Raw genomic sequence first — 21,338 nt, forward strand, 5'->3', positions numbered from 1 at the left:
CAGCATCGCTGCTGGCGCTTTTCGTCATAGGGCTTGACTTAGCCCAGCCACCGCCGGGCATTACGGAACATGCGCATCCAACCGGAGTCTTCCTGCCACTCGGATGGATACCATGAACATTGCACCGCGCGATGTGCACGCTCAGGGTGCGGCATCATGATCGTGAACCGGCCATCTGCCGTGGTCACCCCGGTCACGCCTTTGGGCGAGCCGTTCGGGTTCAGCGGATAGGCCTCGGTTGGCTTGCCTTTGTGGTCAATGAACCGCAACGCCACCTGTGCCTGCTTCAGCGCACTGGCGCTGGCGAACTCGGCATAGCCCTCGCCATGGGACACCACGATCGGCAGCTTGCTGCCTGCCATGTCCTTGAAGAACAACGACGGGCTGTCTTGCACCTCCACCATCACGAAGCGGGCTTCGAACTGTTCGGACTGGTTGCGACCAAAATGCGGCCAATACTCAGCGCCAGGGATGATCTCCTTGAGGTTGCTCATCATCTGGCAGCCGTTGCATACCCCCAGCGCAAAGGTGTCCTGGCGCTGGAAGAAGGCTTCGAACTGCTCACGCGCACGCGCATTGAACAGAATCGACTTGGCCCAGCCCTCGCCCGCGCCGAGCACGTCACCATAGGAGAAGCCGCCACAAGCCGCCAGACCGGCGAATTCAGCCAAGGCGACCCGGCCAGCAATGATATCGCTCATGTGGACATCGAAAGCATCGAACCCTGCCTTGGTGAAGGCTGCGGCCATTTCGGCCTGGCTATTGACCCCTTGCTCCCGCAATACAGCGATACGTGGTCTGGCGCCCGTCGCAATCATCGGCGCGGCGATGTCTTCGTTCTGGTCGAAGGTCAGCTCGGCAAACAAGCCACGATCATGCTTGTCCAGAATCCGATCATATTCACTCTCGGCACAGCTCGGGTTGTCCCGCAGCAATTGCATGTGGTAGCTGGTCTCTGACCAAGCACGTTGCAGGCTGGTGCGTGTCTCGTGGAATACCGTCTTGTTGTTGCGCTTGATCTTGAGCTTGTCGTCAGATGACAGCGAACCGATCACATACAGCTCGCTACGGATGCCCGCGCTGAAGAATGCAGCCATGACCGCAGAGGTATCGGAACGGCGACATTGGATCACCGCACCCAGCTCTTCATTGAACAGCACCCCCATGATGCGACCATTTTCCGCCCGCAACACGTCTTCCGGGGTCAATTCGCCGTACTCACGCTCACTGCGGCGGCGCTCGAAGCACAGCTCGTCGATTTCTATGCTCAGGCCAACATGGCTGGCGAACATCATCTCGCACAAGGTGACGAACAAACCGCCGTCACCACGATCATGATAGGCCAGCAGCTTGTCTTCACGGTTGAGCTTCTGAATCACATTGAAGAATGCAACCAAGCGCTGAGCACTCACCACATCAGGGTTGAAATTGCCGATCTGCTTGTAGACCTGGGCCAGCGCCGATCCCCCCAGGCGGCATTTGCCCGCCCCCAGGTCGATCAGGATCAGGTCTGTATCACCCACATCGGTACGCAAGACAGGCGTCAAGGTACGGCGCACATCCTGCACCGGCGAGAAGGCCGACACGATCAGGCTGAGCGGTGCGGTGACCGCTTTCTGCTGGCCACCTTCCTGCCAGACGGTCTTCATCGACAGCGAATCCTTGCCCACCGGGATGCTGATGCCCAACGCCTTGGACAGATTCATGACCGCTTCGACTGTCTCGTACAGATTGGCATCCTCACCCGGATGTCCAGCTGGTGCCATCCAGTTGGCAGAAAGCTTGATATCGGTGATCTGATCGATGCTGGCGGCAGCGATATTGGTGATGGCTTCGCCAATCGACATACGCCCCGCAGCAGGGCCAGAAATCAAAGCCAGCGGCGTCCGCTCGCCCATCGCCATGGCTTCACCCCGATAAGTGTCGAAACCCATGGTGGTGACAGCGACGTTCGACACTGGTGTCTGCCATGGCCCGACCATCTGGTCGCGAGCAGTCATGCCACCGACAGTCCGGTCACCGATGGTGATCAGGAAGGTCTTGTCGGCAACGGCAGGTAGGCGCAACACGCGATAGGCCGCCTCATCCAGACTCAAGGTCGAGGAATCGAAACGAGGCAGATCCAGCACGCGGCGCGTCACATCGCGGGTCATCTTGGGGGGCTTGCCCAGCAGGACCTGCATGTCCATATCGACAGGTTTCGTATCGTCTTTGGCATCATGCACCACCAGCTGCCGCCGGGTTGTCGCATGGCCCAACACGGCGAATGGGCAACGCTCACGCTCACAGATCGCCTTGAATAACGGCAGATCGGCTTCGTTGATCGCCAACATGTAACGCTCTTGTGATTCGTTACACCAGATCTCCTTGGGCGACATGCCTTTTTCTTCGACCGGAATATCGCGCAGATTGACCCAGGCACCGCGATCCGAGCCATCCACCAGCTCTGGCAACGCGTTAGACAAACCACCCGCTCCGACATCATGAATCGACAGGATCGGGTTTTTCTCACCCAATTGCCAGCAGCGATCGATGACCTCTTGCGCACGGCGTTCAATCTCCGGGTTACCACGCTGCACCGAATCGAAATCCAGATCTGCAGCATTGGCGCCGGTATCCATCGATGAAGCCGCGCCCCCGCCCAGGCCGATCAACAAGCCGGGGCCACCCAATTGGATGATCAGTGCCCCTTCGGGCAGCTCATGTTTGCCAATGTGGTCGGCATCGATATTGCCAACCCCCCCGGCGATCATGATGGGCTTGTGATAGCCCCGCATCTCACCGGCGATCTGTTCTTCATAGGTCCGGAAATAGCCTGTCAGATTCGGGCGGCCAAACTCATTGTTGAACGCCGCGCCGCCGATCGGGCCATCCAGCATGATCTGCAATGGGCTGGCAATACGGTCTGGGCGGCCATACTGGCCATGCACGCCATCTTTGCCGGTGTACTCTTCCCAGGGCTGCACAAAGCTGGGAATATTGAGGTTGGAAACCGTAAAACCCGTCAAGCCAGCCTTGGGTTTCGAGCCACGACCAGTTGCCCCTTCATCGCGGATCTCTCCACCAGCACCAGTCGATGCACCGGGGAACGGCGAAATGGCCGTCGGATGATTGTGAGTCTCCACTTTCATCAGGATATGGGTGGGCCGATGTTGCCATGTCCATTTGCCGGTATCGGAATCCGGCTGCAGGCGATTGATCGCGGCACCTTCGATCACGGACGCATTGTCCGAATAGGCGACCACGGTGCCCTGCGGATGCGCCTTGTGCGTTTCGCGGATCATGCCGAACAACGACAACGGCTTGGCTTCGCCGTCAATCATGAAATCAGCATTAAATATCTTGTGGCGGCAGTGTTCAGAATTGGCCTGCGCAAACATCATCAATTCGACATCGGTCGGATTGCGCTGGATGCGCTGGAAATTCTCGACCAGGTACTCGACCTCGTCCGCACTCAGTGCCAAGCCCCAGCTCTTGTTTGCCGCATCCAGTGCTGCCTTGCCACCGGCCAGCAGATCGACCTTTTCCAATGGTTTGCTGTCGACATGGCGGAACAGCTGTCCAGCCGCATCGACCGACTCAAAGACCATTTCAGTCATGCGATCATGGATCAACGGCAGCAAAGCGCGTTTGTCGTTATCCGACAACTTGCCGCCCGATTTGGTGATATAGATCGCCATACCGCGCTCAACACGGCGGACAGCGCCGATCCCGGCGTTGTGGACGATATCCGTTGCCTTGGAGGACCACGGGGAGATCGTACCCAGGCGCGGGGTCACCAGGATCATTTCGCCAACAGTGGCGGCATTGATCGCCGGTGAGCCGTACTCCAACAGTTTTCCGAGGGTTGCCGCCTCATCCGGTGTCAGGTCGCGATCTACTTCCGCAAAGTGCCAGAATTCGGCATACACATGTTCAGCATTGATGCCGACCTGTGTCAGCCCCAGGCGTAATTTATTCAGTCGAAATGCAGACAGCGCAGCGCCGCCGCGCAGTTTGAGGATGTCAGACATGCGATTCTCGAAAAAACGGGGTGTGTTCGAAAAGACTTCGCATAATACCGCAAAAGGACGCTGCTTTCGAGGCTGAAATCGGCGAGCGTCCATGTTTTCACATAGAACTCAATCCTTTGATTGCCCATATCAAACCTCAAACCGGGCAACAAACATGACAACAACGCGGGATTGATCAACATCAACCACCCATTCACAAACGGATGCGGCCATGGGCATAGCTGCTAAACTGTGTTCCACACCGCAACAGAGCACAGCTTATCCATGGACCACTTCCCGATTTTCATGAATCTCAAAGGTCGCCCCTGCGTTGTTGTCGGCGGTGGCGATGTAGCCGCCCGCAAAGCCGGCCTGCTGGCCAAAGCCGGTGCCAACCTCACTCTTGTCTCCCCTACCCTGACAGCGGGTCTGGCAGAGGAAGCCCAAGCAGGGCGTCTGGCACACATTGCAGAGCCGTTTCATCCAAGCCATCTGGACGAAGCCATTCTGGCCATTGCCGCCACCGATGATATGCAGGTCAACAAAGCGGTGGCCGATGCCGCACAATCGCGCCGCATCCCTGTCAATGTAGTGGATCAGCCAGCCTTGTGCAGTTTTATTATGCCAGCCATCATCGACCGATCACCGGTGGTGATTGCCGTCTCCACCGGCGGTGGCGTGCCGGTGCTGGCCCGCTTGCTGCGCGCCAAGCTCGAAACCATGATTCCCGCCACCTATGGCGACCTGGCCAGGCTTGCCACCGAGTTTCGTGAGCGCGTCAAAAAACGGTTCACCAGCGTTTCGGCGCGACGGATATTCTGGGAAGACGTGCTGCAAGGCCATGTGGCCGAAAAGGTATTTGCCGGGAACCTCGATGCCGGTCGGCATCTGCTGGAGCAAGCCTTGACCAACATGGATCAGCCCGAGCAGCCAACGGGTACGGTGTACCTGATCGGTGGCGGGCCCGGCAACCCAGATCTACTGACCTTCCGCGCCCTGCGGTTGATGCAGCAAGCGGATGTCGTGCTCCATGATGCCCTGGTCGCGCCAGAGATCGTCGATCTTTGCCGGCGTGACGCTGAGCGGATCTATGTCGGCAAGCAGAGCAGCAATCATGCCCTGCCCCAGCACGAGATCAATCAACTACTGGTCCACCTCGCCCAGCAAGGCAAGCGGGTAGCGCGTCTGAAAGGCGGTGACCCGTTCATCTTTGGACGAGGCGGCGAGGAGATCGAAACCCTGGTCGAGCACAACATTCCTTTTGAAGTCGTGCCAGGCATCACCTCTGCGCAAGGCGCATCCAGCTACGCGGGCATTCCCCTGACCCACCGCGATCACGCTCAGTCCTGTACCTTTGTCACCGGGCACCGGCGCGATGGAACCGGCGCGGTCGATCTGGACTGGCCTTCACTGACGCGCCCCGAGCAGACCGTGGTGGTGTACATGGGGGTGGGACAGCTGCCGGACATCTGCCAGCAGATGATCACCCACGGCAGAGCGGCAGACACGCCTGCTGCCATCATCGAGCGGGCCACCACAGACAAGCAGCGGGTGATCATCGGCACGCTGGCCAACCTGCCCGACCACGCTGTGCAACAACGAGTCAAGGCACCAGCACTCATCGTGATCGGTGGTGTCGTCACGCTGCATGACAAGCTGAAGTGGTTCAAGACGGCCAGCCTGCAGGCTGAATGATGATCTGGCCCGTTTCGGGCCAGACCGCCGCAGCGGGCCTACTGTACTTTCTCAACCTCGATCGGGCTGGATGCAGGCGGCGACAACGGGTCCACCGGATGGCTGGTAGTGTTGATGAACAGCAGCTTGCCATCCACCTCGATACGCGCGGTCAACGCATATTGATTTCTGGCCTGCAGCTTTTTCTTGGCGTATTTCAGCGCAAAAGGGGTTGGCAACGACTTACCTTTGGTGTCGATGGTTTGTTGCGCAATGGTCACTGCAGGTGCATCCATCAGCGAAACATCATCCAGCCGGACCAAAATCTTCGCATTGGGTGGCAAGACCACTTGCTCCGGCGAAACAACCTCACCCTTCAGCTCAATCATCTTTCCCACCGGCTTGGCCTCCGCCGCCATGACGCCACCCGTCACACTGCTTGCCAGCATCGTCATTACCGCCCAACGCACCACTTGCTTCAACATATCACCTCCGTGAAAAACCAACCGACTATCTTTGGGATGGTAACGAATTTCCACTTGATATGACAACGGACTTATTGAGTCTACCTCCTCACGTGGCGGCTCCTTATACCTCATGTCGATCAACCATACCCCACCATCCACCGAACACCCTGATTCAACATGAGATAGGCTGCACGCAATGCCAGATAGTCGGTGATGGCGAACGCAAATGATTCTGTTATTGTGGCAACCAAGATCAAGCATTCTAGATGGAGCATTCCATGTCTGATGACATCACCTCGAAACGTGTCAAAACCATCGCCTTGTCGGCGGCCATCGTGGCATTGCTGGTGGGCGGGGGCAGCGCCCTGTTCGGTTCGTCCGGCAAGAAAGCTGATGGCAAGCACAATGGTGCCCATCAAGCTGCCGCAGACGCCCACCAAAGCGGCCAGGCCAGCGGCGGAGCAACCGAGGCAGCCCGTAAGAAGCTGGCTGCGGAAACCCTGAACAATCGCACCCCTGACAACCAAAACAATTTGACTGGCGCTGCGCTGGGCGGGGGCGCAATCCAGCTGGCGCAAGCCGGGCCCAACAGCAGCTCTGGTGACAGCACCAGCTATGGCGGCGGCGGGGGGGGCTCATCCAGTGCACTGCCGTTCAAAGATGGCGACCTGATTTCACTGCAATGCCAAGACAATGTCCCCGGGCCAAAGTGGCTGAATGGCTCGACCAAGGCACAGTATGTCGGGCTCTCGATGCAACAGGAAAATGCACCCGCCTCGACATGGTGGAAAGTCAATCTGGTCAAGCAAGGCATGCTGCTGGAAAGCCAGGATGGCAGCGCCGGGCAGTATCTCAGCGCGGATGGTGATAAGGGCCTGCTTTTGCAAGCCAATGCTGGCAGCCCGAATGCAGCTTGGCTGATCGAGAAGACCGAGCGTGGCTGGTCGCTCAAACATGAAACACCACAGGGTGGTCGCTTTGTGGACTGTGTCGCTGCGGACAAGCGAGTCTGGCTTGCTCCGACGCGGGATGGTCACCTGAATGGCACCAGCTGGAAGATCGTCAAGAAAGGCTCGGGTAGCGACACCTCTGCGCAACAAAGCTAACCCCAGCCATAGGTGGATAGCAAAAAGCCCCAGTAAACGCACTGGGGCTTTTTCATGCCTTGCTGACACGGTATCAGCGATAGACCAATACCGGTATTCTACTGTGCGTCAGCACCTTATTGGTTTCACTCCCCAGCAACAAGCCTTGCAGTCCACGACGACCATGAGAGGCCATCAGGATCAGATCGCAGCCATGGTGCTCTGCTGCGGCAATGATACATTGATACACAGAATCACCCGTGACCGCATCCGTGACGCATGGCACCTCACCCTCTTTGGCCAGGGCTTCCACTTTGCTGAGATACCGATCTGCCATGCCGCGTTGCTGACGCTGGAAATCCGCCACGGCAGGTGTGCTGACAGGTGCATATTCCAGCAAAGGGGTGACAGGGAACAGATCCATCACATAGATGGAGGTGATCTTGGCGCCAGTCTCTCCAGCCATCTGAACAGCCGCCTTCACGGCCATCTCTGACAAGGGGGAACCATCGGTAGGAACCAGGATATGCTTGAACATGGCGGGGTGCTCCTTCAGGAAATGGCCGCCGATCATCGAATTGACCGACATGACATACCCCTTACCTTAACCCCCACCTCCCCTTTGTCTCTTGACGGAGGTCAAGCTTTGATGCCGAGCCCACGGTGCAATCCAGTCAGATCACGCCATCAGGGTCAGATCTGCTCGAACAACGAAAGCTTTTGCGTCTGCAAAAAGGTCTTCTGCGCGGCCTCCAGAAAGGTCTGCGTCAGCGCAAAATCACTGATGGCTTGCGCGTAGTCGAGATCGCCCAGGTCGCGTTTCTGCGTAGCATATTGCAATTGCAGATCATCCAACGTGTCCCGAACGGATTCGACTTCCTTCTGCCGGGTACCGATATCGGCCTGTACGGACGTGATGTTGGTGATGGCATTCTCAACACTCTGCATGACCTGCCCAAGCTCGTTCTGGTAGAACGCCGCATTGGCGGGCGTATCTTTCTGTAACTTCAGCAGATTGGCAAACTGGGTCATGGTGTCGAAAATCTGCTTATCCTGCGACGCTTTGATGGTGAATTTGTCACCGGTTGCCGGTGCGCCATCGATGCTGGTCTGGATGCCCACATCGAATGCCACGGCACCAGGGTCACCAGGTAGCCGCTTGAAGTCGATAGCGGCATTGGGTTGGAATACCCGCGCAAACGCCCCGGCCACAGGGGGGGCGCCGGTGAACACCGAATTGCCGGTTGCTGTCTCAGTGATGTCATAACGTGTGACATTTGGTGTCACAGCGGTGTTGACTTCGAAAACGATGGTGTAATCCTTGACGGCTGCAGCCTGCCACTTGGCTAGGTCTTTGACCGTGCCCGGTGCAATGATGCCGTTACCGGTGTTGGTGTTCGGGGATGGTGCTTTGCCGACGAAAGTGCCATTACCCTCTTTGATGCGCTGATAGACATCACGTCCCGACTCACTGACGGGCAAGGCGCGCGATGGGCTAATCTGGATCTGCCGCTGTCCCTGATCCCCCAAATACACCACCTGCCCAGGGGCCACCTCGTCGAATGGCTTGGTATTGCCCTGATAGCCGGAATACAGATACTGCCCATTGCCATCTTGTGCATTGGCAAGGCCGAGCAGCTCCTTGTATCGCTCATCCAGCTCAGACAACAAGGCCGCACGATCAGACTGGGTCAGCGTCGGGTTGCCGGCATAGACAGCTTGGGTTTTGACATTTTGCAGCAAGGTCACCACGGATTGCAGATAGCCTTCGCTCAGCGACACTGCGGAGCGCGCATTCTGGCCGTTGATTTTGAATTGCTCATTGAGCGCCGACGCCTGATCCACCTGCAGGATCTGCGCCGATGCGACCGGGTCATCAGCGGGCGTCAACACCCGTCGCCCAGATGAGATCTGCTGCTGCAGTTTCACCAAGTCGGCTTGATTCTGCCGGACGCTATTGATGCCGAGATTGTAGATATTCAGCGTGCTGACGCGCATTGCCATGATACGACTTCCTTAAATATTCAGAATGCTCTTGAATGTTTCCTGAGCAATACTGATCACCTTGCTGGCGGCCAGATAGGCTTGCTGATATTTCAATAGATTGGCGGCCTCTTCATCCAGATTGACACCGGAAAACTCGCTTTTTTGTGAGTTGGCCTCCTTGACCAAGGTATCCTGCGCCTTGACCCCGATCTTGACCTCGCTCGCCTGATTCCCCACCGTGCTGACCATCTGACTGTACGCAGACTGGTAGGTGGCCGACCCATCACCCAACACATTGGCGGTCTGCAGCCCCGCCAGCGCAAGTGCATTGCGGCTGTCCGCCGATGCATTGGTATTGGGCCCGACTTTGAACACATCCCCTGCCACCGGCGCACCAGAGAGCTTGATGCTCCAGCCGTTGAAGCTGACGGCATTGGCAATGGCCGGGTTGTAATTGAGACCAGAGGCCAATGTCGTACCCGTGGTGTTGTCAACCACATTGAATTGCGTGGGGGAGGTGAATGTCACCGTCACATTGTTCCGCACCTTATCCAATTGTGGCAGAAATACTGATTGTGGTGGGTTCGGCACCGGTGCGCCAACGGGTCGGGCCGCTGGGTCGGGCACGACTTCACCGATGGTGCCGGTGCCAGTATTGACCGTGCCCTTGCTGGCCACAGTCTTGTCCACTACAAATTGATCGCCACTGGCTGGCACACCACTGATGGTGGTCTGCCAACCATTCACGGTCACTGTGGCATTGGCTGGATAGGCCCAGACATAGCTGGCATTCGTCAAGGGCACAGCCGCACCCGGACGGGCGATCGGCGCACCGGTCGTGGTGTCGGTCACTGTAAAGGTACCCGCACCGGTGAAATTGATCGTCACCTTATCATAAGGCGAATTACTGACCCCGCCATCTACCTTACCGGTGCCGACGTTGGTCAATGGCGCGTCGGTACGGAAGGGTGCCGCGGTGGCGATGCGGTTGGTGTCGGTAACCAGCATCTGGAAATCACGCGCCCCGCCTCGTGTGGGCTGGACCAGGAACGAGTCCCCCGCCAGCGGTGCGCCGGCGGTGAGCGTGAATGTCACGCCATCCATGGTGTAACCTGCAGCGATCTGGGCGGCAGTGGCATTCTGCTTGTAATTGTCAGACAAGCGGATGACATCATAGGTGCCAGCCTGCGTGAATACCACCCGATAGTCGCTATTGGTCAGCTCGCCCACTGACGACAGCTTGGCCTGGATATTGGCATTGCCGCCGTTGTTGGCATAATTGACCACGCGAGGCGTGGAGACCTGGAACAGATCCCCGCCCATGTTCCCGTCCAGGTCTTGCCCCAGACGGTGCTGTTCGTTCATGGTTCGACCAAGGCCGATAGCGACGCGACCCAACGCGTTCTGGGCCAGATTCAGGGTATTGGTACGGAAATTCAACAATGCGCCCAGTTTGCCACCCTGCAACAGGTTGTCGGGGATCGGCACATCGCTGAAGCCTTGCTTGAACGACACCGAAATCGATTCAGGATCGGTTGCCGACGGAATGGCTGAGAATTGGTTGGCGGTGCCACCCAACACCAGCATCTGCCCACTGCCGACTGCGACGTTGAGCGAGCCATCCGTCTGCTGCAAAGTGGTCACCTTGACCAGTTTGTTCAACTCTTGGATCACCGCATCCCGTTGATCCAACAGATCATTTGGATCACGCCCTGCGCCCGAGGTGCGGGCGGCGATTCCATTGTTGAGATCAGCAATCTTGGTCGCCAACGCATTGATCTGGCTGACTGTCGAGGTGATCTGCTCATTGACGCCAACTCGTACCTCCTGCAACCGGGAATCGATCTGCCGGAACCGGCTGGCCAGTGTGTTGGCCAAGCTGATCATCTGCTGGCGGGCCGGTGCCGAGGCGGGATTGGAAGCGGCGCTTTGCAGGCCTTTGAAGAAATCCTGAATCGATGGCGACAAACCAACTGTCGGGTCGGCCACGATGCCATCGATGATGTTGACCTGCTGCTCATACCCCTTCAGATAGCCCTGCGCCGACTCTGCCGACAAAACCGACTGCTGCAGGAAATCGCTATAGGCGCGGACCACATTGGTGACCTCAACCCCTCGCCCGAAGAAGCCTGCGCCGGTGAACAAGGGCTTGGAGGCCTCCTGGCGGATCTCCTGGCGGTTATACCCCGCCGTCCCTGCATTGGCGACGTTATGCGAAGTCGTCAGCAGCCCCGATTGAGCCGCATTCAACCCTGTCAACGCAACACCGAAAATCCCGCTAGCCATTGTTCAACCCCTGTCGTCGAATCGACGCATCATGCTTATTAACGGCGTCATCCGCCTAAAATTGAGTATTTCAAGCCCACTGCTGATAGGCGGCCAATGCTGCGCGCCGCATGATCTGGTGGCCCGCCACCTTGGTCAGCTTGTTGGCATATTGCGGATCAGTCGCATACCCGCCTTGCTGGAGCGCTTGCGCAAACCCGGCTGCATCCTGGCCTTGATTCAATACATCTTTGTACCGATCATTTTTCTGCAGCAACTGGGCATAGTCCTCAAATGCCGCCTGATAGGATGAGTACACGCGAAAACGCTCGACCCGTTTCTCCGGCTGGCCATTCACATATTCGGTAGTGGTAACCTCGGCCACCGGCCCCTGCCAGCTCTTACCAGCCTTGATACCGAACAGATTGTGGCTGTCCTGGCCATTTGCATCGCGAATCATGCGCTTGCCCCAGCCCGTTTCCAGTGCGGCATGCGAGGCGAGCAGATGTGGCGCCACCCCAAGCTGCTCGGCGGCGGGTTTAGCATGGCTCACCAGCTTGTCCACAAATTGTTGCATGGCGGTCTTGGTCAACGGAGCGGCCATTGGGTCTGGCCGGGTGGTGCCAGGCAAGGGTGCCACCTTGGGCTGGCGTGCCTCAAGCGGCAGCTGGGCAGGGCTGTAGACGTGGTCACGCGACAACTGCTTCATGATCATGTCCGCCAGGCCGATCCCGCCTTTGCCCGACATCTGCGTGGCGTACTGATCATCCAGCAAACCGGTGAACATCTTGGTTTCGCGGCTGCCGAACGGATCACCCTCATCCCCCATGCTGGCCGAGCGCATGGTTTTCAGCATCATCTGCAGGAACATCGACTCGAATTGCTGCGCCACGCCTTTCATGGCGCCCTTTTCATCGCGCTTGGCCTGAAGCTTTAACGCATCCAGGCTGTTGACATCCACACTCAGTCGATTGCTGAGATCGGGGCTTTGCGCCCTGCTGAGCAGAAGGGAAGGTGTCGAGTTCAAGGTCTGCATGATTCATCCGCCTGTAGGGTGGCCTGTCTTGAGGGCTACCCTCGGTGGCAGCCCCATTCATCTGATATCAAGCAAGATCTGGGCCAGTAGTATTGAGGCAGGTCAGATGAATGCGGCAGGTCGGTCGCTCAGCCGAGGCCATTCCCCCGGCACCGCTATCAACACGCGAAATCAGATGATTTCGAGATCGGCCTTCAGCGCGCCTGCCGCCTTCATGGCCTGCAAGATGGACAGCAGATCCTGCGGCGTGGCACCGATCGAGTTGAGCGCCTTGACCACATCAGACAACTTGGCGCTCTTTGCAAGTTGCATCACCCTACCCTGATCGGATTTGATGGCGATGTCGGCATTCTGGACCGGCGTGGTCTGGCCCCCCGATAAAGCGCCGGGCTGGCTCACGTCGTTCCTGGCACCGATGGAAACGGACAGATTGCCGTGCGACACGGCACATGGCTCGATGGTGACAGCTTGATTCATCACCACGGAACCGGTACGGGCATTGATCACGACACGGGCGGCATTCTCTGCCGGGTCAACGGCAAGATTTTCCAGCTGCGCCAGAAACTGCACCCGCTCATTGGAATCCACCGGCGCACGCACCTGGATCTGTCGGCCATCGATGGCCCGGGCGGTATCCAACCCGAATCGTCGATTGATCTCGTTGACCACACGGTTGGCCGTGGTGAAATCACTCTGCTGCAACTCGACATTGACAAAATCACCCTGACCCAGATTGGTGGGCACCGCCCGCTCGACTGTGGCGCCAGCAGGAATCCGCCCGGCATTGAGTTGATTGACCTGCGCACTGGAGCCCGCTGCCGAAGCCCCCGCCCCGCCCAGCAGGATATTGCCCTGGGCGATAGCGTAGATCTGCCCATCTGCCCCTCGCAGCGGGGTCATCAGCAGCGTACCGCCGCGTAGACTCTTGCTGCTGCCGATCGACGACACCGTCACATCGATCGGCTGGCCTGGGCGAGCAAATGCCGGCAAGGTTGCCGTCACCGATACCGGGGAAGTGTTTTTGGCCGACAGTGTTGTGCCGGGTGGAATCTGCACGCCCAGTTGAGTCAGCATGGCAGTCAGGCTTTGCGAGGTCAGCGGGGAGCTGTCACCGGAGCCATCCAGGCCCACCACCACGCCGTAGCCGACCAGCTGGTTGGTGCGCACGCCTTGGATGGAAGCCAGCTCTTTCAGCCGCTGTTGTGCCTGCGCTGGCATCACAGCCAGCCACGATGCGGCGCATAACAGGAGGATTGACAGGCGCCTCATGTCAGAACGGCAGCACGGTCAGAAAGAAGCGCTGCAGCCAACCTGGTTCCTGCACCGCACTGAGCGCCCCATTGGCGCGTTGTTCGATGCGGGCATCCGCCACCTTGGTGGAGGAAACGGTGTTGCCGACTTTGATATCAGCTGGGTTGACCACGCCGGAAAAGCGCAGGAATTCGTGCTCATTATGGATGGCGATCTGCTTTTCACCCGCCACGGCCAGATTGCCATTGGGCAACACTTCCGTCACGGTCACGGTGATGGTGCCGGTGAAGGTATTGGTGGCAGTCGCCTCGCCCTTGCCCTCATGGTTGTTGCCAGAGCTGGTCTTGATGCTCAGCTGCCCCAGTTTATCCACCACACCTGGCGCATAGGGGATGGAAAACGGGTTGGCGCTGGCGCTCATGCTGCCGGTGCGGTTGGCTTTGGTATCGGATTTGGTGCTGGCGGACAGCTTCTCCTGAATGGAGATCGTCAGGATATCGCCCACCCGCCGCGCCACACGATCTTCGAACAAACCTGTGCTGCCAGCCTGGAAAATCGCGCCGCTGCCGCCGGCCATGGGCGCTGTGGCGACGGGGCGGGCCGTGGTGGGGCCTTGCACAATGGTCTTGGGGGTGCTGGTGCACCCAACTAACGCAAGCATTGCAAAGATCAGCCAGACCTGTTTCATGACGCCTTCTCCATTACAACTGGGTAAGTTTCTGCAGCATCTGATCAGATGCCTGGATGGCTCGGGAGTTGATCTCGAATGCCCGTTGGGCCTGAATCATGTTGATCAGTTCCTCAGTCACGTTGACATTGGAATTTTCAACATAGGTATGCAATAGAATCCCCGTGCCATTCAGCCCGGGCGTGTTGACCTGCGGCGCGCCGGACGAGCCGGTTTCCAGATACAGATTCTCGCCCCGCGACTGAAGCCCTGCTGGGTTGATGAAATCTGCCAACTGGATCTGACCGATCTGGACTGGTGTGACATTGCCGGGCTGCACCACGGTCACGATACCATCCAGCCCTACCGTCACGCTCTGGGCATTGGCTGGCAAGGTAATGTTCGGCTGTAGCAGATACCCGCTGGAGGTCACCATCTGGCCTTGGCTGTTCAGCTCAAACGAGCCATCACGGGTATAGGCGGTGGTGCCATCCGGCAGCTGGATCTGGAAGAAGCCACGTCCATTGATGGCGATATCGAACGGATTGTCGGTCTTTTGCAACGTGCCTTCTGTATGAGTACGGGCTGTGGCCACCACGCGGGCACCCACGCCCAGCTGCAAGCCGGTCGGGATTTCATTGGTCTGCGTCGCCAGCGCACCTGGCTGGCGCAGGGTTTGATAGATCAAGTCCTCGAACACGGCCCGTTGCCGCTTGTAACCAGTGGTGTTGACGTTGGCCAGGTTGTGCGAGATCACATCGATATGTGTCTGCTGCGCATCCATGCCAGTTTTGGCTACCCAGAGTGCTCTGATCATATATGTTCCAATTCAATGTGTTGCACTGATTGCATCAGGACAGTTACGGCCTCAGCTCATATTGAGGATCTGGGCCGCCTGTCGTGCGTTCTGATCAGCGGTCTGCAACAGCTTGATCTGTGTTTCGTATTGTCGAGAGTGGCTGATCATGTTCACCAGCGATTCAACCGCATTGACATTGCTGGCCTCGACTGCCCCTGCATACAGGCGCACAGCGGGGTCTGCCTCAGCCTGTGCACCATCACGCGTGCGGAACAGGCCATCCGGCCCCTTGGCCAGATTGCGCTCAGGCGGGTTGACCAGCTTCAGGCGCCCCACTTCAGCCCGGTTTTGTGGATTGTTGATCGGGATGGCCACTACCACCCCATCGTCACCGATTTCAACCCGATTACTGGGTGGAATGGTGATTTCACCACCGTCCCCCACCACGGTCAGGCCATTGCGGGTACGCAGGATACCCTCGGCATCCACCTCGAAACTGCCATGGCGGGTATAAGCCTCACCCTGGGGCGTTTGCACAGCCAGCCAACCTTTATCGCGCACGGCCACATCCAGCTCACGACCTGTGTATTGGATTGGCCCTGGGGTCAGGTCAGCGCCTGCTGTCTGATCCACCACGAAGGTGCGTGTCGGCAGGGCCGGGCTGCCCACGACGCGCAGCGCCCGGAAAGCGTTCTCTTCAGCCTTGTAGCCCGGCGTATTGGCATTGGCGAGATTGTGGGCGGTTGACGCCTGCTGCAACAGCAGGTGCTTCGCGCCGTTCATCGCCACATAGATCAGTCGATCCAAGCTATCTCCTCACCCGTTGACCATCTCATCAACGCAGGCTGACCAGTGTCTGCAGTACTGAGTCCTGCGTCTTGATGGTCTGCGCATTGGCCTGGTAGCTGCGCTGGGCGGTGATCATATTCACCAGCTCAGCGGTCAAGTCCACGTTGGAGTCTTCCATCGCGCCGGATTGCAAGGTGCCGAACCCGGCATCGCCCGGCAGACCGACCTGCTCCTGTCCCGCCTGGAAGGTCTGCACCCATTGGTTGTTACCTGCCGGCTGCAAGCCTTGCACATTGGGGAAGCTCGCCATACGCACAAACCCCTCTGTACGGCTTTGACCATTGGTATAACGCACGGTGATCGCGCCGGTAGGCGAGATCGAGAAGCCTGCCAACTGGCCGGGCGCGAAACCATCTTGTTGTGATTTCACCGAAAACCCTGAGGCAAACTGGGTCGATCCTCTGAAATTCAATGGAAAATCCAGTGGCTTGAAAGGCGCGGCATTGCCAGCCGCACCGTAGGTCACCACGGTATTGATACCCTTGGTTTTGTTGATATTGGTCAGCTCGTCCGCAATCCCTTTCAGGTTGAGGCTGATATCGGGTGGCGTGGTGACCGGGTAGGCGTTGCCGGCGACTTTGTAACCCGTCAATTGGCCATTGGTATCAAACGTCAGGCGCAGGTCTGCCAAGCCAGCCAGCGGCAAGCCGGTGACCGGGTCATAAGCGGTGCCACCGGCATTCACCTGCGGCAGATAAGCCCCACCGCCCGGTGCGCGCACCCCCACATTGGCTGCACTGGCGCCATCCGCCACCATCATCACCGCCCATTCATTGGGCACCTCGGTCTTGATGTAGAACGTCGTCAGCGAATGGCCCAGGCCCTCGCTGTCATATACCGTCAACGAAGTCGCCGTGGTGTAGCTGGTGGCGTCGGGAATCGGGCTGCCCAACGGCCCGCCGACTGGGGTGGTCGAAGACTTGAAATTGTTCTTGTTGGTCGGCGTCGTATCCTTGGCATTGAGATTGACCTGGAACAACGCGCCCCGTTCCGCGCCCAGACTGGCACCAGTGGCTTGCGGCGCAGATTGGCCATTGGGGTCGATCCGCAGGTTGATCTCTTTACCCCGATCAGCCACATCGCGTGATACACCGGTCAATGGGTCTACCGCCTGTGTCACACCAAAGCCAGTCAGATAGCTGCCACGGTTGTCCACCAGGAACCCGAATTTATCCTGCTTGAACTGGCCATTGCGGGTGTAGCTGATGGCGCCCGCCGGGGATGCCATACGGAAGAAGCCGTTGTCGTTGATGGCCAGATCCAGCGGGTTGGACGATGAGGTGATATTACCCTGGGTGAACTGCTGCGCCACGCGGCTGACATAGGCACCAATCCCTGCTTGCGTGCCAGACAGGCCTACCAGGGTGGTGGCAAAGATATCGGCAAATTCGGTTCTGGAGTATTTGAAGCCCACGGTATTGGCGTTGGCCACGTTGTTGCCGATCACATCCAGATTCTTGGCTGATACATTCAGACCGGACAACCCTTGTTGGAAACCCATTTTCTTACTCCTGCCGATTACACGATTTGTTTCACGTCAGCAAAGGCAACACTGCCCAGCCTGCCGACATCCAGCTTCACCCCGTCATCCGCCAACAGCACGCTGTTGACACGGGCAAAGGCGTAGGGGGTTGCCTGGATCGCCTTGCCTTTATAGGCTGCGCTGACTTCAAAGCGATACGGCCCATCCGGCAGCTGCGTTCCTTTGTCATCCTTGCCATCCCACGCCAGACGCAGAACGCCCGCCGGTTGCTTGCCCAATTCCTGGCTGCTGACCAGCTTGCCTTCCTTGTTGAGAATGTTGACGGTGACACTATCGACATCATCAGCAAAATTCACGCCAGCTGCACCTTTACTGCCCGCCAGATCGATCAGATCCCCCGGCACCAACGCCTGGCGCCCGATCACGCTGGCTGCCTGCATGGCCTGCCCTGCCATCATGCTCTTGGACAAGGCGGCAATCGATTCATTGAGCTTGGTGATCCCCGCGACGGTATTGATCTGCGCCATCTGTGACGTGACTTGTGCGTTGTCCAATGGGTTCAAAGGGTCTTGATTACGCATCTGTGTGGTCAACAACTTGAGGAAGCGATCCTGCGCCTCCTCCATGCCGTTGGTCTTCTTGGCCGTTGTTGTCGCGCCATTGTTCTGGGCCGCACCCGCACCACTTACTTTATTCACATCAGCCATGACGGCTCTCCTTATTGACCCAGCTGCAGTGTTTTCAGCAGCATGGTCTTGGCGGTGTTCATCATGTCAGCATTGGTCTGATAGGAACGAGATGCCGAAATCATGTTGACCATCTCCTCCACCGCATTCACATTGGGGAAGGTCACATAGCCATTGCCGTCGGCAAAAGGGCTGGTGGGGTCGTACACCAATCGAGGGGGCGCCGTGTCCTCAACCACCTCGCGGACGCGCACCCCTGCCACATTACGTTGCGCCTTGCTCAGCGGTGTGGTCTCGAACACCACCTGTTTGGCCTTGTAGACCTGGCCATCGCTGGACGTGGCGCTGTCGATATTGGCCAGATTGCTGGCCACCACATTCAGACGCTGCGACTGGGCAGTCATGGCCGAGCCTGCGATATCGAATACCTTGAACATAGTCTGGATCTGCCTGTTATCAACGTGTCTGCATCGCGCTGGTCAGGCTGCGGATGCGGCTGTTCATGAAAGTCAGCTCGGCTTGGTAGCGGACGGCATTGTCGGTGAAGTTTGCCAGCTCAGTATCAGTATCGACAGTGTTGCCATCGATACTGGCCTGCTTTTCCAGCCGATAAAGCACCTGCGCGCCCATGGCGCTGCCCTCTGCCGGGCCGAGATGGCGGCGATGGGTGGTGGACAAGGCCAGATCGCCACGATTGCCGACGGCCCCACTGAGCGCATTGGCAAAGTCGATGTCTTTGGCTTTGTAGCCTGGGGTGTCGGCGTTGGCGATATTGGAGGCGATCAGCTCCTGACGGAATGTGCGAAGCTTGATGGCCTTTTCGAGAAAGGCGAATTCACGATCAATCTTGCCGAGCATGGCGTCCTCCAAAACAGAATCTAGCCATTCAGCAGCAAGATATGTGCCAGGAATACATTTCAGCAAAGAGATGCGGCATCCTGCCAGCAGCGCTGCCGGGGGCGGCAAGAATTGCCGCCGGAACCGGCAAGGCGGATCTATTCGGCGGCAAACACCTTGTTCTTGCCGGCCTTCTTGGCACGATACATGGCGTCATCAGCCCGGCCCACGACCGAGTCCTGATCCTCGCCCGGACGATAGCGCGCCACCCCCGCGCTGAAGGTGATCAGCAAGCGCTCGTTGTTGAACAGGAAGAAGCGCTTGGTCAACTCGCGCTGTAACCGCTCCATCACCCGCAATCCTTCGTCGATATCCGTGTTGACCAGCAACACCACGAACTCTTCGCCGCCATAACGCGCCACCACGTCGGTAGGCCGCAAGGTATCCCTCACCACCCCCGCCAGGTGCACCAACGCACCGTCGCCCGCACTATGCCCCAGGCGATCATTCAGCTGCTTGAAGTTATCGACATCCAGCAAGGCGACACACAGTGGCATGGCTTCACGCTCGACCCTGGAGACCTCGGCACTGAAGGCATCGTCCAGCCCCCGCCGGTTCAGAGCGCCGGTCAGGTGATCCTGCTTGACCTTTTCGCTGATGGCACGCAGCTCGTTTTCCAGGTTACGGATGCGCTCCTCCGCCTCATTCGCCTGTTGCCTGGCCAGCAGCATCTCATCACGAGAGCGGGCCATGTCGGACTGCACGCTACGGGTGTCATTCATCAGATCAGCCAGCAGCTGGTTGAGCTGTGCCATATCATCCGCTTGCTGAATCCGCTCTGCGTAACCCCTCACCTTATCGTGATAGCCGCCGGTACTGGTTGACATCACCCCCAGCCGATCGATGAAGGTAGCCACCATGTGCTTGAAGGTTTCCTTGGCCTCTTGCAAGCTATGCTTCAACGCCCCTTGTTTGAGCACCAGCTCTTTGAAGCTGGCCTCCGCAGCATAGATCTGGCGGGCGTTGAGCGGGTTGTCGATCATATCCCGCAACACCACCACCTGCCCTTCGATCCATTGATCGTCCACCACCAGCTCACCGATGTTGTCCACCAGCAGCTCCAACAAACGCAGCAAGCCGGTGAACAAACGCTCATCGTGATCGTTGTGCAATTCCAGTTTGACGCAGAATTTCTTCACCTGAATGGCGAACCGCTGCAAAGTGGCGTCATCACGCACCTCTCGCAATGCCACCAGCAACGCCTCCGCCTCTCCCTGCAAGTCCGGAAACGGCTTGAGACGCGCAACCAAGCCACTGTTGACAATCAGCGCGACCAGTTCCGACCAGGCCGACAAGCCGGACATACCCCCACCCTCTGCCGACACCGATGGCGCGGACTCCGCTGGGCGCTTGGGTGCAGCAACGGCAACAGAGGTGTCTTCGTCTGCGGTCTCCACGCCTGCTTCCGGGTCCCCGCCTTCAGACCAGCTCTTGAGCATGCCGGACAATTTTTCATTGAGCTGGGTCAGATCATTCCCGAAATTGATCAACACCCGCTCCAACGCCTCTTTTTTCTTGCTCGACGAGAAGCCGGGTCGATGCAGATCCCATTCCTTCAGCAATTCACGGATCAGCTCGGGCCAGGAGCGCTTGAAATGGCGGCTCGCCAAGCTATGCAGGATCTCGTCCTCATAACGCTCCAGAAACGACGACCATTCTGCTTTCTCTGCCAGCTGCTCCAGCTCCTTGATGGCTCGCATGCGGGCTGGGCTGCCCTTGGCCGCCTGCTGCACCGGCTTGAACAGCGCCTCCAGCAGCGCATCCACGCCAGCACCGCCACCAGGCTGGGTGTCGCTGATCCCCGCGATTTCGTTGTAGATTTTCCGGTAGTTTTCCGGATCAGGCATGACTTTTCGTTGCGCCATCAGCTTGAGCGTTTCGCGCGCAACGAGTGAAGGATTGACATTTTTTTCCATGGGGATTCCGAGCACCACAGCAACTTCAACCTGCCGCGGAGCAGGTCAACATATCCAAACGGCCCGGGCAGCCCGGGCCTCAGCACCACCCACCACACCATGAGGGTCGGCGGCAGTGTAGGCGCTGTTGACACGGATTCGACTCAGACAACGAAACCCTACCGACAGGCACCAAGTATCATTGTAGGCGCTTGCAGACGCGCTTTCACCTGTCCAGACATTGTTGGTGCGATTTCCTGTTCAGCACGGGTGTGGCTTCAGACATGAGCAAGGCATCAAGCAAGC

At 58.2% G+C, this 21,338-nt stretch carries 17 protein-coding genes; 2 read left to right on the forward strand and 15 right to left on the reverse strand.

Going from position 1 to position 21,338, the window contains the following annotated elements; genetic code table 11:
- Positions 1 to 38 precede the first annotated feature (38 nt).
- Positions 39 to 4,013: a phosphoribosylformylglycinamidine synthase gene (gene purL, locus HNQ59_RS09830; protein WP_184038468.1), complete on the reverse strand. Its 3,975-nt coding sequence runs from the start codon at positions 4,011 to 4,013 to the stop codon at positions 39 to 41.
- Positions 4,014 to 4,277: 264 nt separating this feature from the next.
- Here purL and cysG point away from each other — a divergent pair, with 264 nt between their 5' ends.
- The gene (gene cysG, locus HNQ59_RS09835) at positions 4,278 to 5,687 is read left to right on the forward strand and encodes a siroheme synthase CysG (RefSeq protein WP_184038471.1); all 1,410 of its coding nucleotides are present in this window, start codon (positions 4,278 to 4,280) and stop codon (positions 5,685 to 5,687) included.
- A gap of 38 nt (positions 5,688 to 5,725) precedes the next feature.
- Here the strand turns inward: cysG and HNQ59_RS09840 are convergent, their stop codons facing one another.
- Positions 5,726 to 6,151, reverse strand: coding sequence for a YbaY family lipoprotein (locus HNQ59_RS09840; protein ID WP_184038474.1), 426 nt, complete (start codon positions 6,149 to 6,151; stop codon positions 5,726 to 5,728).
- Between the two features lie 260 nt (positions 6,152 to 6,411).
- On the opposite strand from HNQ59_RS09840, the gene HNQ59_RS09845 reads away from it, so the two are divergent.
- A complete protein-coding gene (locus HNQ59_RS09845; RefSeq protein ID WP_184038476.1) occupies positions 6,412 to 7,239 on the forward strand; it encodes a hypothetical protein in 828 nt (275 codons plus the stop codon).
- A gap of 73 nt (positions 7,240 to 7,312) precedes the next feature.
- Here HNQ59_RS09845 and HNQ59_RS09850 read toward each other — a convergent pair whose 3' ends face one another.
- The 13 genes from HNQ59_RS09850 to HNQ59_RS09910 all read right to left on the reverse strand — a co-directional run bounded on the left by HNQ59_RS09850 (position 7,313) and on the right by HNQ59_RS09910 (position 21,053).
- Positions 7,313 to 7,756, reverse strand: coding sequence for a universal stress protein (locus tag HNQ59_RS09850; RefSeq protein ID WP_184038723.1), 444 nt, complete (start codon positions 7,754 to 7,756; stop codon positions 7,313 to 7,315).
- A 155-nt stretch (positions 7,757 to 7,911) separates the two neighbouring features.
- Positions 7,912 to 9,222 (reverse strand): flagellar hook-associated protein FlgL, encoded by a 1,311-nt coding sequence (flgL, locus tag HNQ59_RS09855; protein WP_184038479.1) that lies wholly within the window; start codon positions 9,220 to 9,222, stop codon positions 7,912 to 7,914.
- Between the two features lie 12 nt (positions 9,223 to 9,234).
- Positions 9,235 to 11,490 carry a flagellar hook-associated protein FlgK gene (flgK, locus tag HNQ59_RS09860; RefSeq protein WP_184038482.1) on the reverse strand — a complete coding sequence of 752 codons (2,256 nt, stop codon included), beginning with the start codon at positions 11,488 to 11,490 and terminating at the stop codon, positions 9,235 to 9,237.
- Positions 11,491 to 11,560: 70 nt separating this feature from the next.
- On the reverse strand, positions 11,561 to 12,505 hold the full coding sequence (gene flgJ, locus HNQ59_RS09865; protein WP_184038485.1) for a flagellar assembly peptidoglycan hydrolase FlgJ: 945 nt from the start codon (positions 12,503 to 12,505) through the stop codon (positions 11,561 to 11,563).
- Positions 12,506 to 12,676: 171 nt separating this feature from the next.
- Positions 12,677 to 13,774, reverse strand: coding sequence for a flagellar basal body P-ring protein FlgI (locus tag HNQ59_RS09870; RefSeq protein WP_184038487.1), 1,098 nt, complete (start codon positions 13,772 to 13,774; stop codon positions 12,677 to 12,679).
- Position 13,775: 1 nt separating this feature from the next.
- Entirely contained in the window at positions 13,776 to 14,444 is a 669-nt protein-coding gene (locus HNQ59_RS09875; RefSeq protein ID WP_184038490.1) for a flagellar basal body L-ring protein FlgH, read from the reverse strand.
- 13 nt (positions 14,445 to 14,457) lie between these two features.
- Complete coding sequence (flgG, locus tag HNQ59_RS09880) at positions 14,458 to 15,240, reverse strand: flagellar basal-body rod protein FlgG (RefSeq protein ID WP_184038493.1); 783 nt, start codon at positions 15,238 to 15,240, stop codon at positions 14,458 to 14,460.
- Positions 15,241 to 15,291: 51 nt separating this feature from the next.
- Positions 15,292 to 16,029: a flagellar basal-body rod protein FlgF gene (flgF, locus tag HNQ59_RS09885; RefSeq protein WP_184038495.1), complete on the reverse strand. Its 738-nt coding sequence runs from the start codon at positions 16,027 to 16,029 to the stop codon at positions 15,292 to 15,294.
- Positions 16,030 to 16,057: 28 nt separating this feature from the next.
- Positions 16,058 to 17,572 (reverse strand): flagellar hook protein FlgE, encoded by a 1,515-nt coding sequence (flgE, locus tag HNQ59_RS09890; protein ID WP_184038498.1) that lies wholly within the window; start codon positions 17,570 to 17,572, stop codon positions 16,058 to 16,060.
- Positions 17,573 to 17,589: 17 nt separating this feature from the next.
- Positions 17,590 to 18,261 (reverse strand): flagellar hook assembly protein FlgD, encoded by a 672-nt coding sequence (locus HNQ59_RS09895; protein ID WP_184038500.1) that lies wholly within the window; start codon positions 18,259 to 18,261, stop codon positions 17,590 to 17,592.
- 11 nt (positions 18,262 to 18,272) lie between these two features.
- Positions 18,273 to 18,677, reverse strand: a complete 405-nt coding sequence (gene flgC, locus HNQ59_RS09900; protein WP_184038505.1) for a flagellar basal body rod protein FlgC — start codon at positions 18,675 to 18,677, stop codon at positions 18,273 to 18,275.
- 19 nt (positions 18,678 to 18,696) lie between these two features.
- The gene (flgB, locus tag HNQ59_RS09905) at positions 18,697 to 19,098 is read right to left on the reverse strand and encodes a flagellar basal body rod protein FlgB (RefSeq protein WP_184038508.1); all 402 of its coding nucleotides are present in this window, start codon (positions 19,096 to 19,098) and stop codon (positions 18,697 to 18,699) included.
- 137 nt (positions 19,099 to 19,235) lie between these two features.
- The gene (locus HNQ59_RS09910; protein WP_184038510.1) at positions 19,236 to 21,053 is read right to left on the reverse strand and encodes a sensor domain-containing diguanylate cyclase; all 1,818 of its coding nucleotides are present in this window, start codon (positions 21,051 to 21,053) and stop codon (positions 19,236 to 19,238) included.
- Between the last annotated feature and the right edge of the window lie 285 nt (positions 21,054 to 21,338).

It is taken from the genome of Chitinivorax tropicus (genome assembly GCF_014202905.1).
GTDB lineage: Bacteria > Pseudomonadota > Gammaproteobacteria > Burkholderiales > SCOH01 > Chitinivorax > Chitinivorax tropicus.

Excerpts from the sequence above, each read along its gene's own strand:
- flgE (WP_184038498.1), bottom strand. The coding sequence starts at position 17,572 with ATGGGTTTCCAACAAGGGTTGTCCGGTCTGAATGTATCAGCCAAGAAT.
- flgC (WP_184038505.1), bottom strand. The coding sequence starts at position 18,677 with ATGTTCAAGGTATTCGATATCGCAGGCTCGGCCATGACTGCCCAGTCG.
- HNQ59_RS09850 (WP_184038723.1), bottom strand. The coding sequence starts at position 7,756 with ATGTTCAAGCATATCCTGGTTCCTACCGATGGTTCCCCCTTGTCAGAG.
- flgG (WP_184038493.1), bottom strand. The coding sequence starts at position 15,240 with ATGATCAGAGCACTCTGGGTAGCCAAAACTGGCATGGATGCGCAGCAG.
- HNQ59_RS09875 (WP_184038490.1), bottom strand. The coding sequence starts at position 14,444 with ATGAAACAGGTCTGGCTGATCTTTGCAATGCTTGCGTTAGTTGGGTGC.
- HNQ59_RS09840 (WP_184038474.1), bottom strand. The coding sequence starts at position 6,151 with ATGTTGAAGCAAGTGGTGCGTTGGGCGGTAATGACGATGCTGGCAAGC.
- HNQ59_RS09910 (WP_184038510.1), bottom strand. The coding sequence starts at position 21,053 with ATGGAAAAAAATGTCAATCCTTCACTCGTTGCGCGCGAAACGCTCAAG.
- HNQ59_RS09845 (WP_184038476.1), top strand. The coding sequence starts at position 6,412 with ATGTCTGATGACATCACCTCGAAACGTGTCAAAACCATCGCCTTGTCG.
- cysG (WP_184038471.1), top strand. The coding sequence starts at position 4,278 with ATGGACCACTTCCCGATTTTCATGAATCTCAAAGGTCGCCCCTGCGTT.
- flgJ (WP_184038485.1), bottom strand. The coding sequence starts at position 12,505 with ATGCAGACCTTGAACTCGACACCTTCCCTTCTGCTCAGCAGGGCGCAA.
- flgL (WP_184038479.1), bottom strand. The coding sequence starts at position 9,222 with ATGGCAATGCGCGTCAGCACGCTGAATATCTACAATCTCGGCATCAAT.
- purL (WP_184038468.1), bottom strand. The coding sequence starts at position 4,013 with ATGTCTGACATCCTCAAACTGCGCGGCGGCGCTGCGCTGTCTGCATTT.
- HNQ59_RS09895 (WP_184038500.1), bottom strand. The coding sequence starts at position 18,261 with ATGGCTGATGTGAATAAAGTAAGTGGTGCGGGTGCGGCCCAGAACAAT.
- flgK (WP_184038482.1), bottom strand. The coding sequence starts at position 11,490 with ATGGCTAGCGGGATTTTCGGTGTTGCGTTGACAGGGTTGAATGCGGCT.
- flgB (WP_184038508.1), bottom strand. The coding sequence starts at position 19,098 with ATGCTCGGCAAGATTGATCGTGAATTCGCCTTTCTCGAAAAGGCCATC.
- HNQ59_RS09870 (WP_184038487.1), bottom strand. The coding sequence starts at position 13,774 with ATGAGGCGCCTGTCAATCCTCCTGTTATGCGCCGCATCGTGGCTGGCT.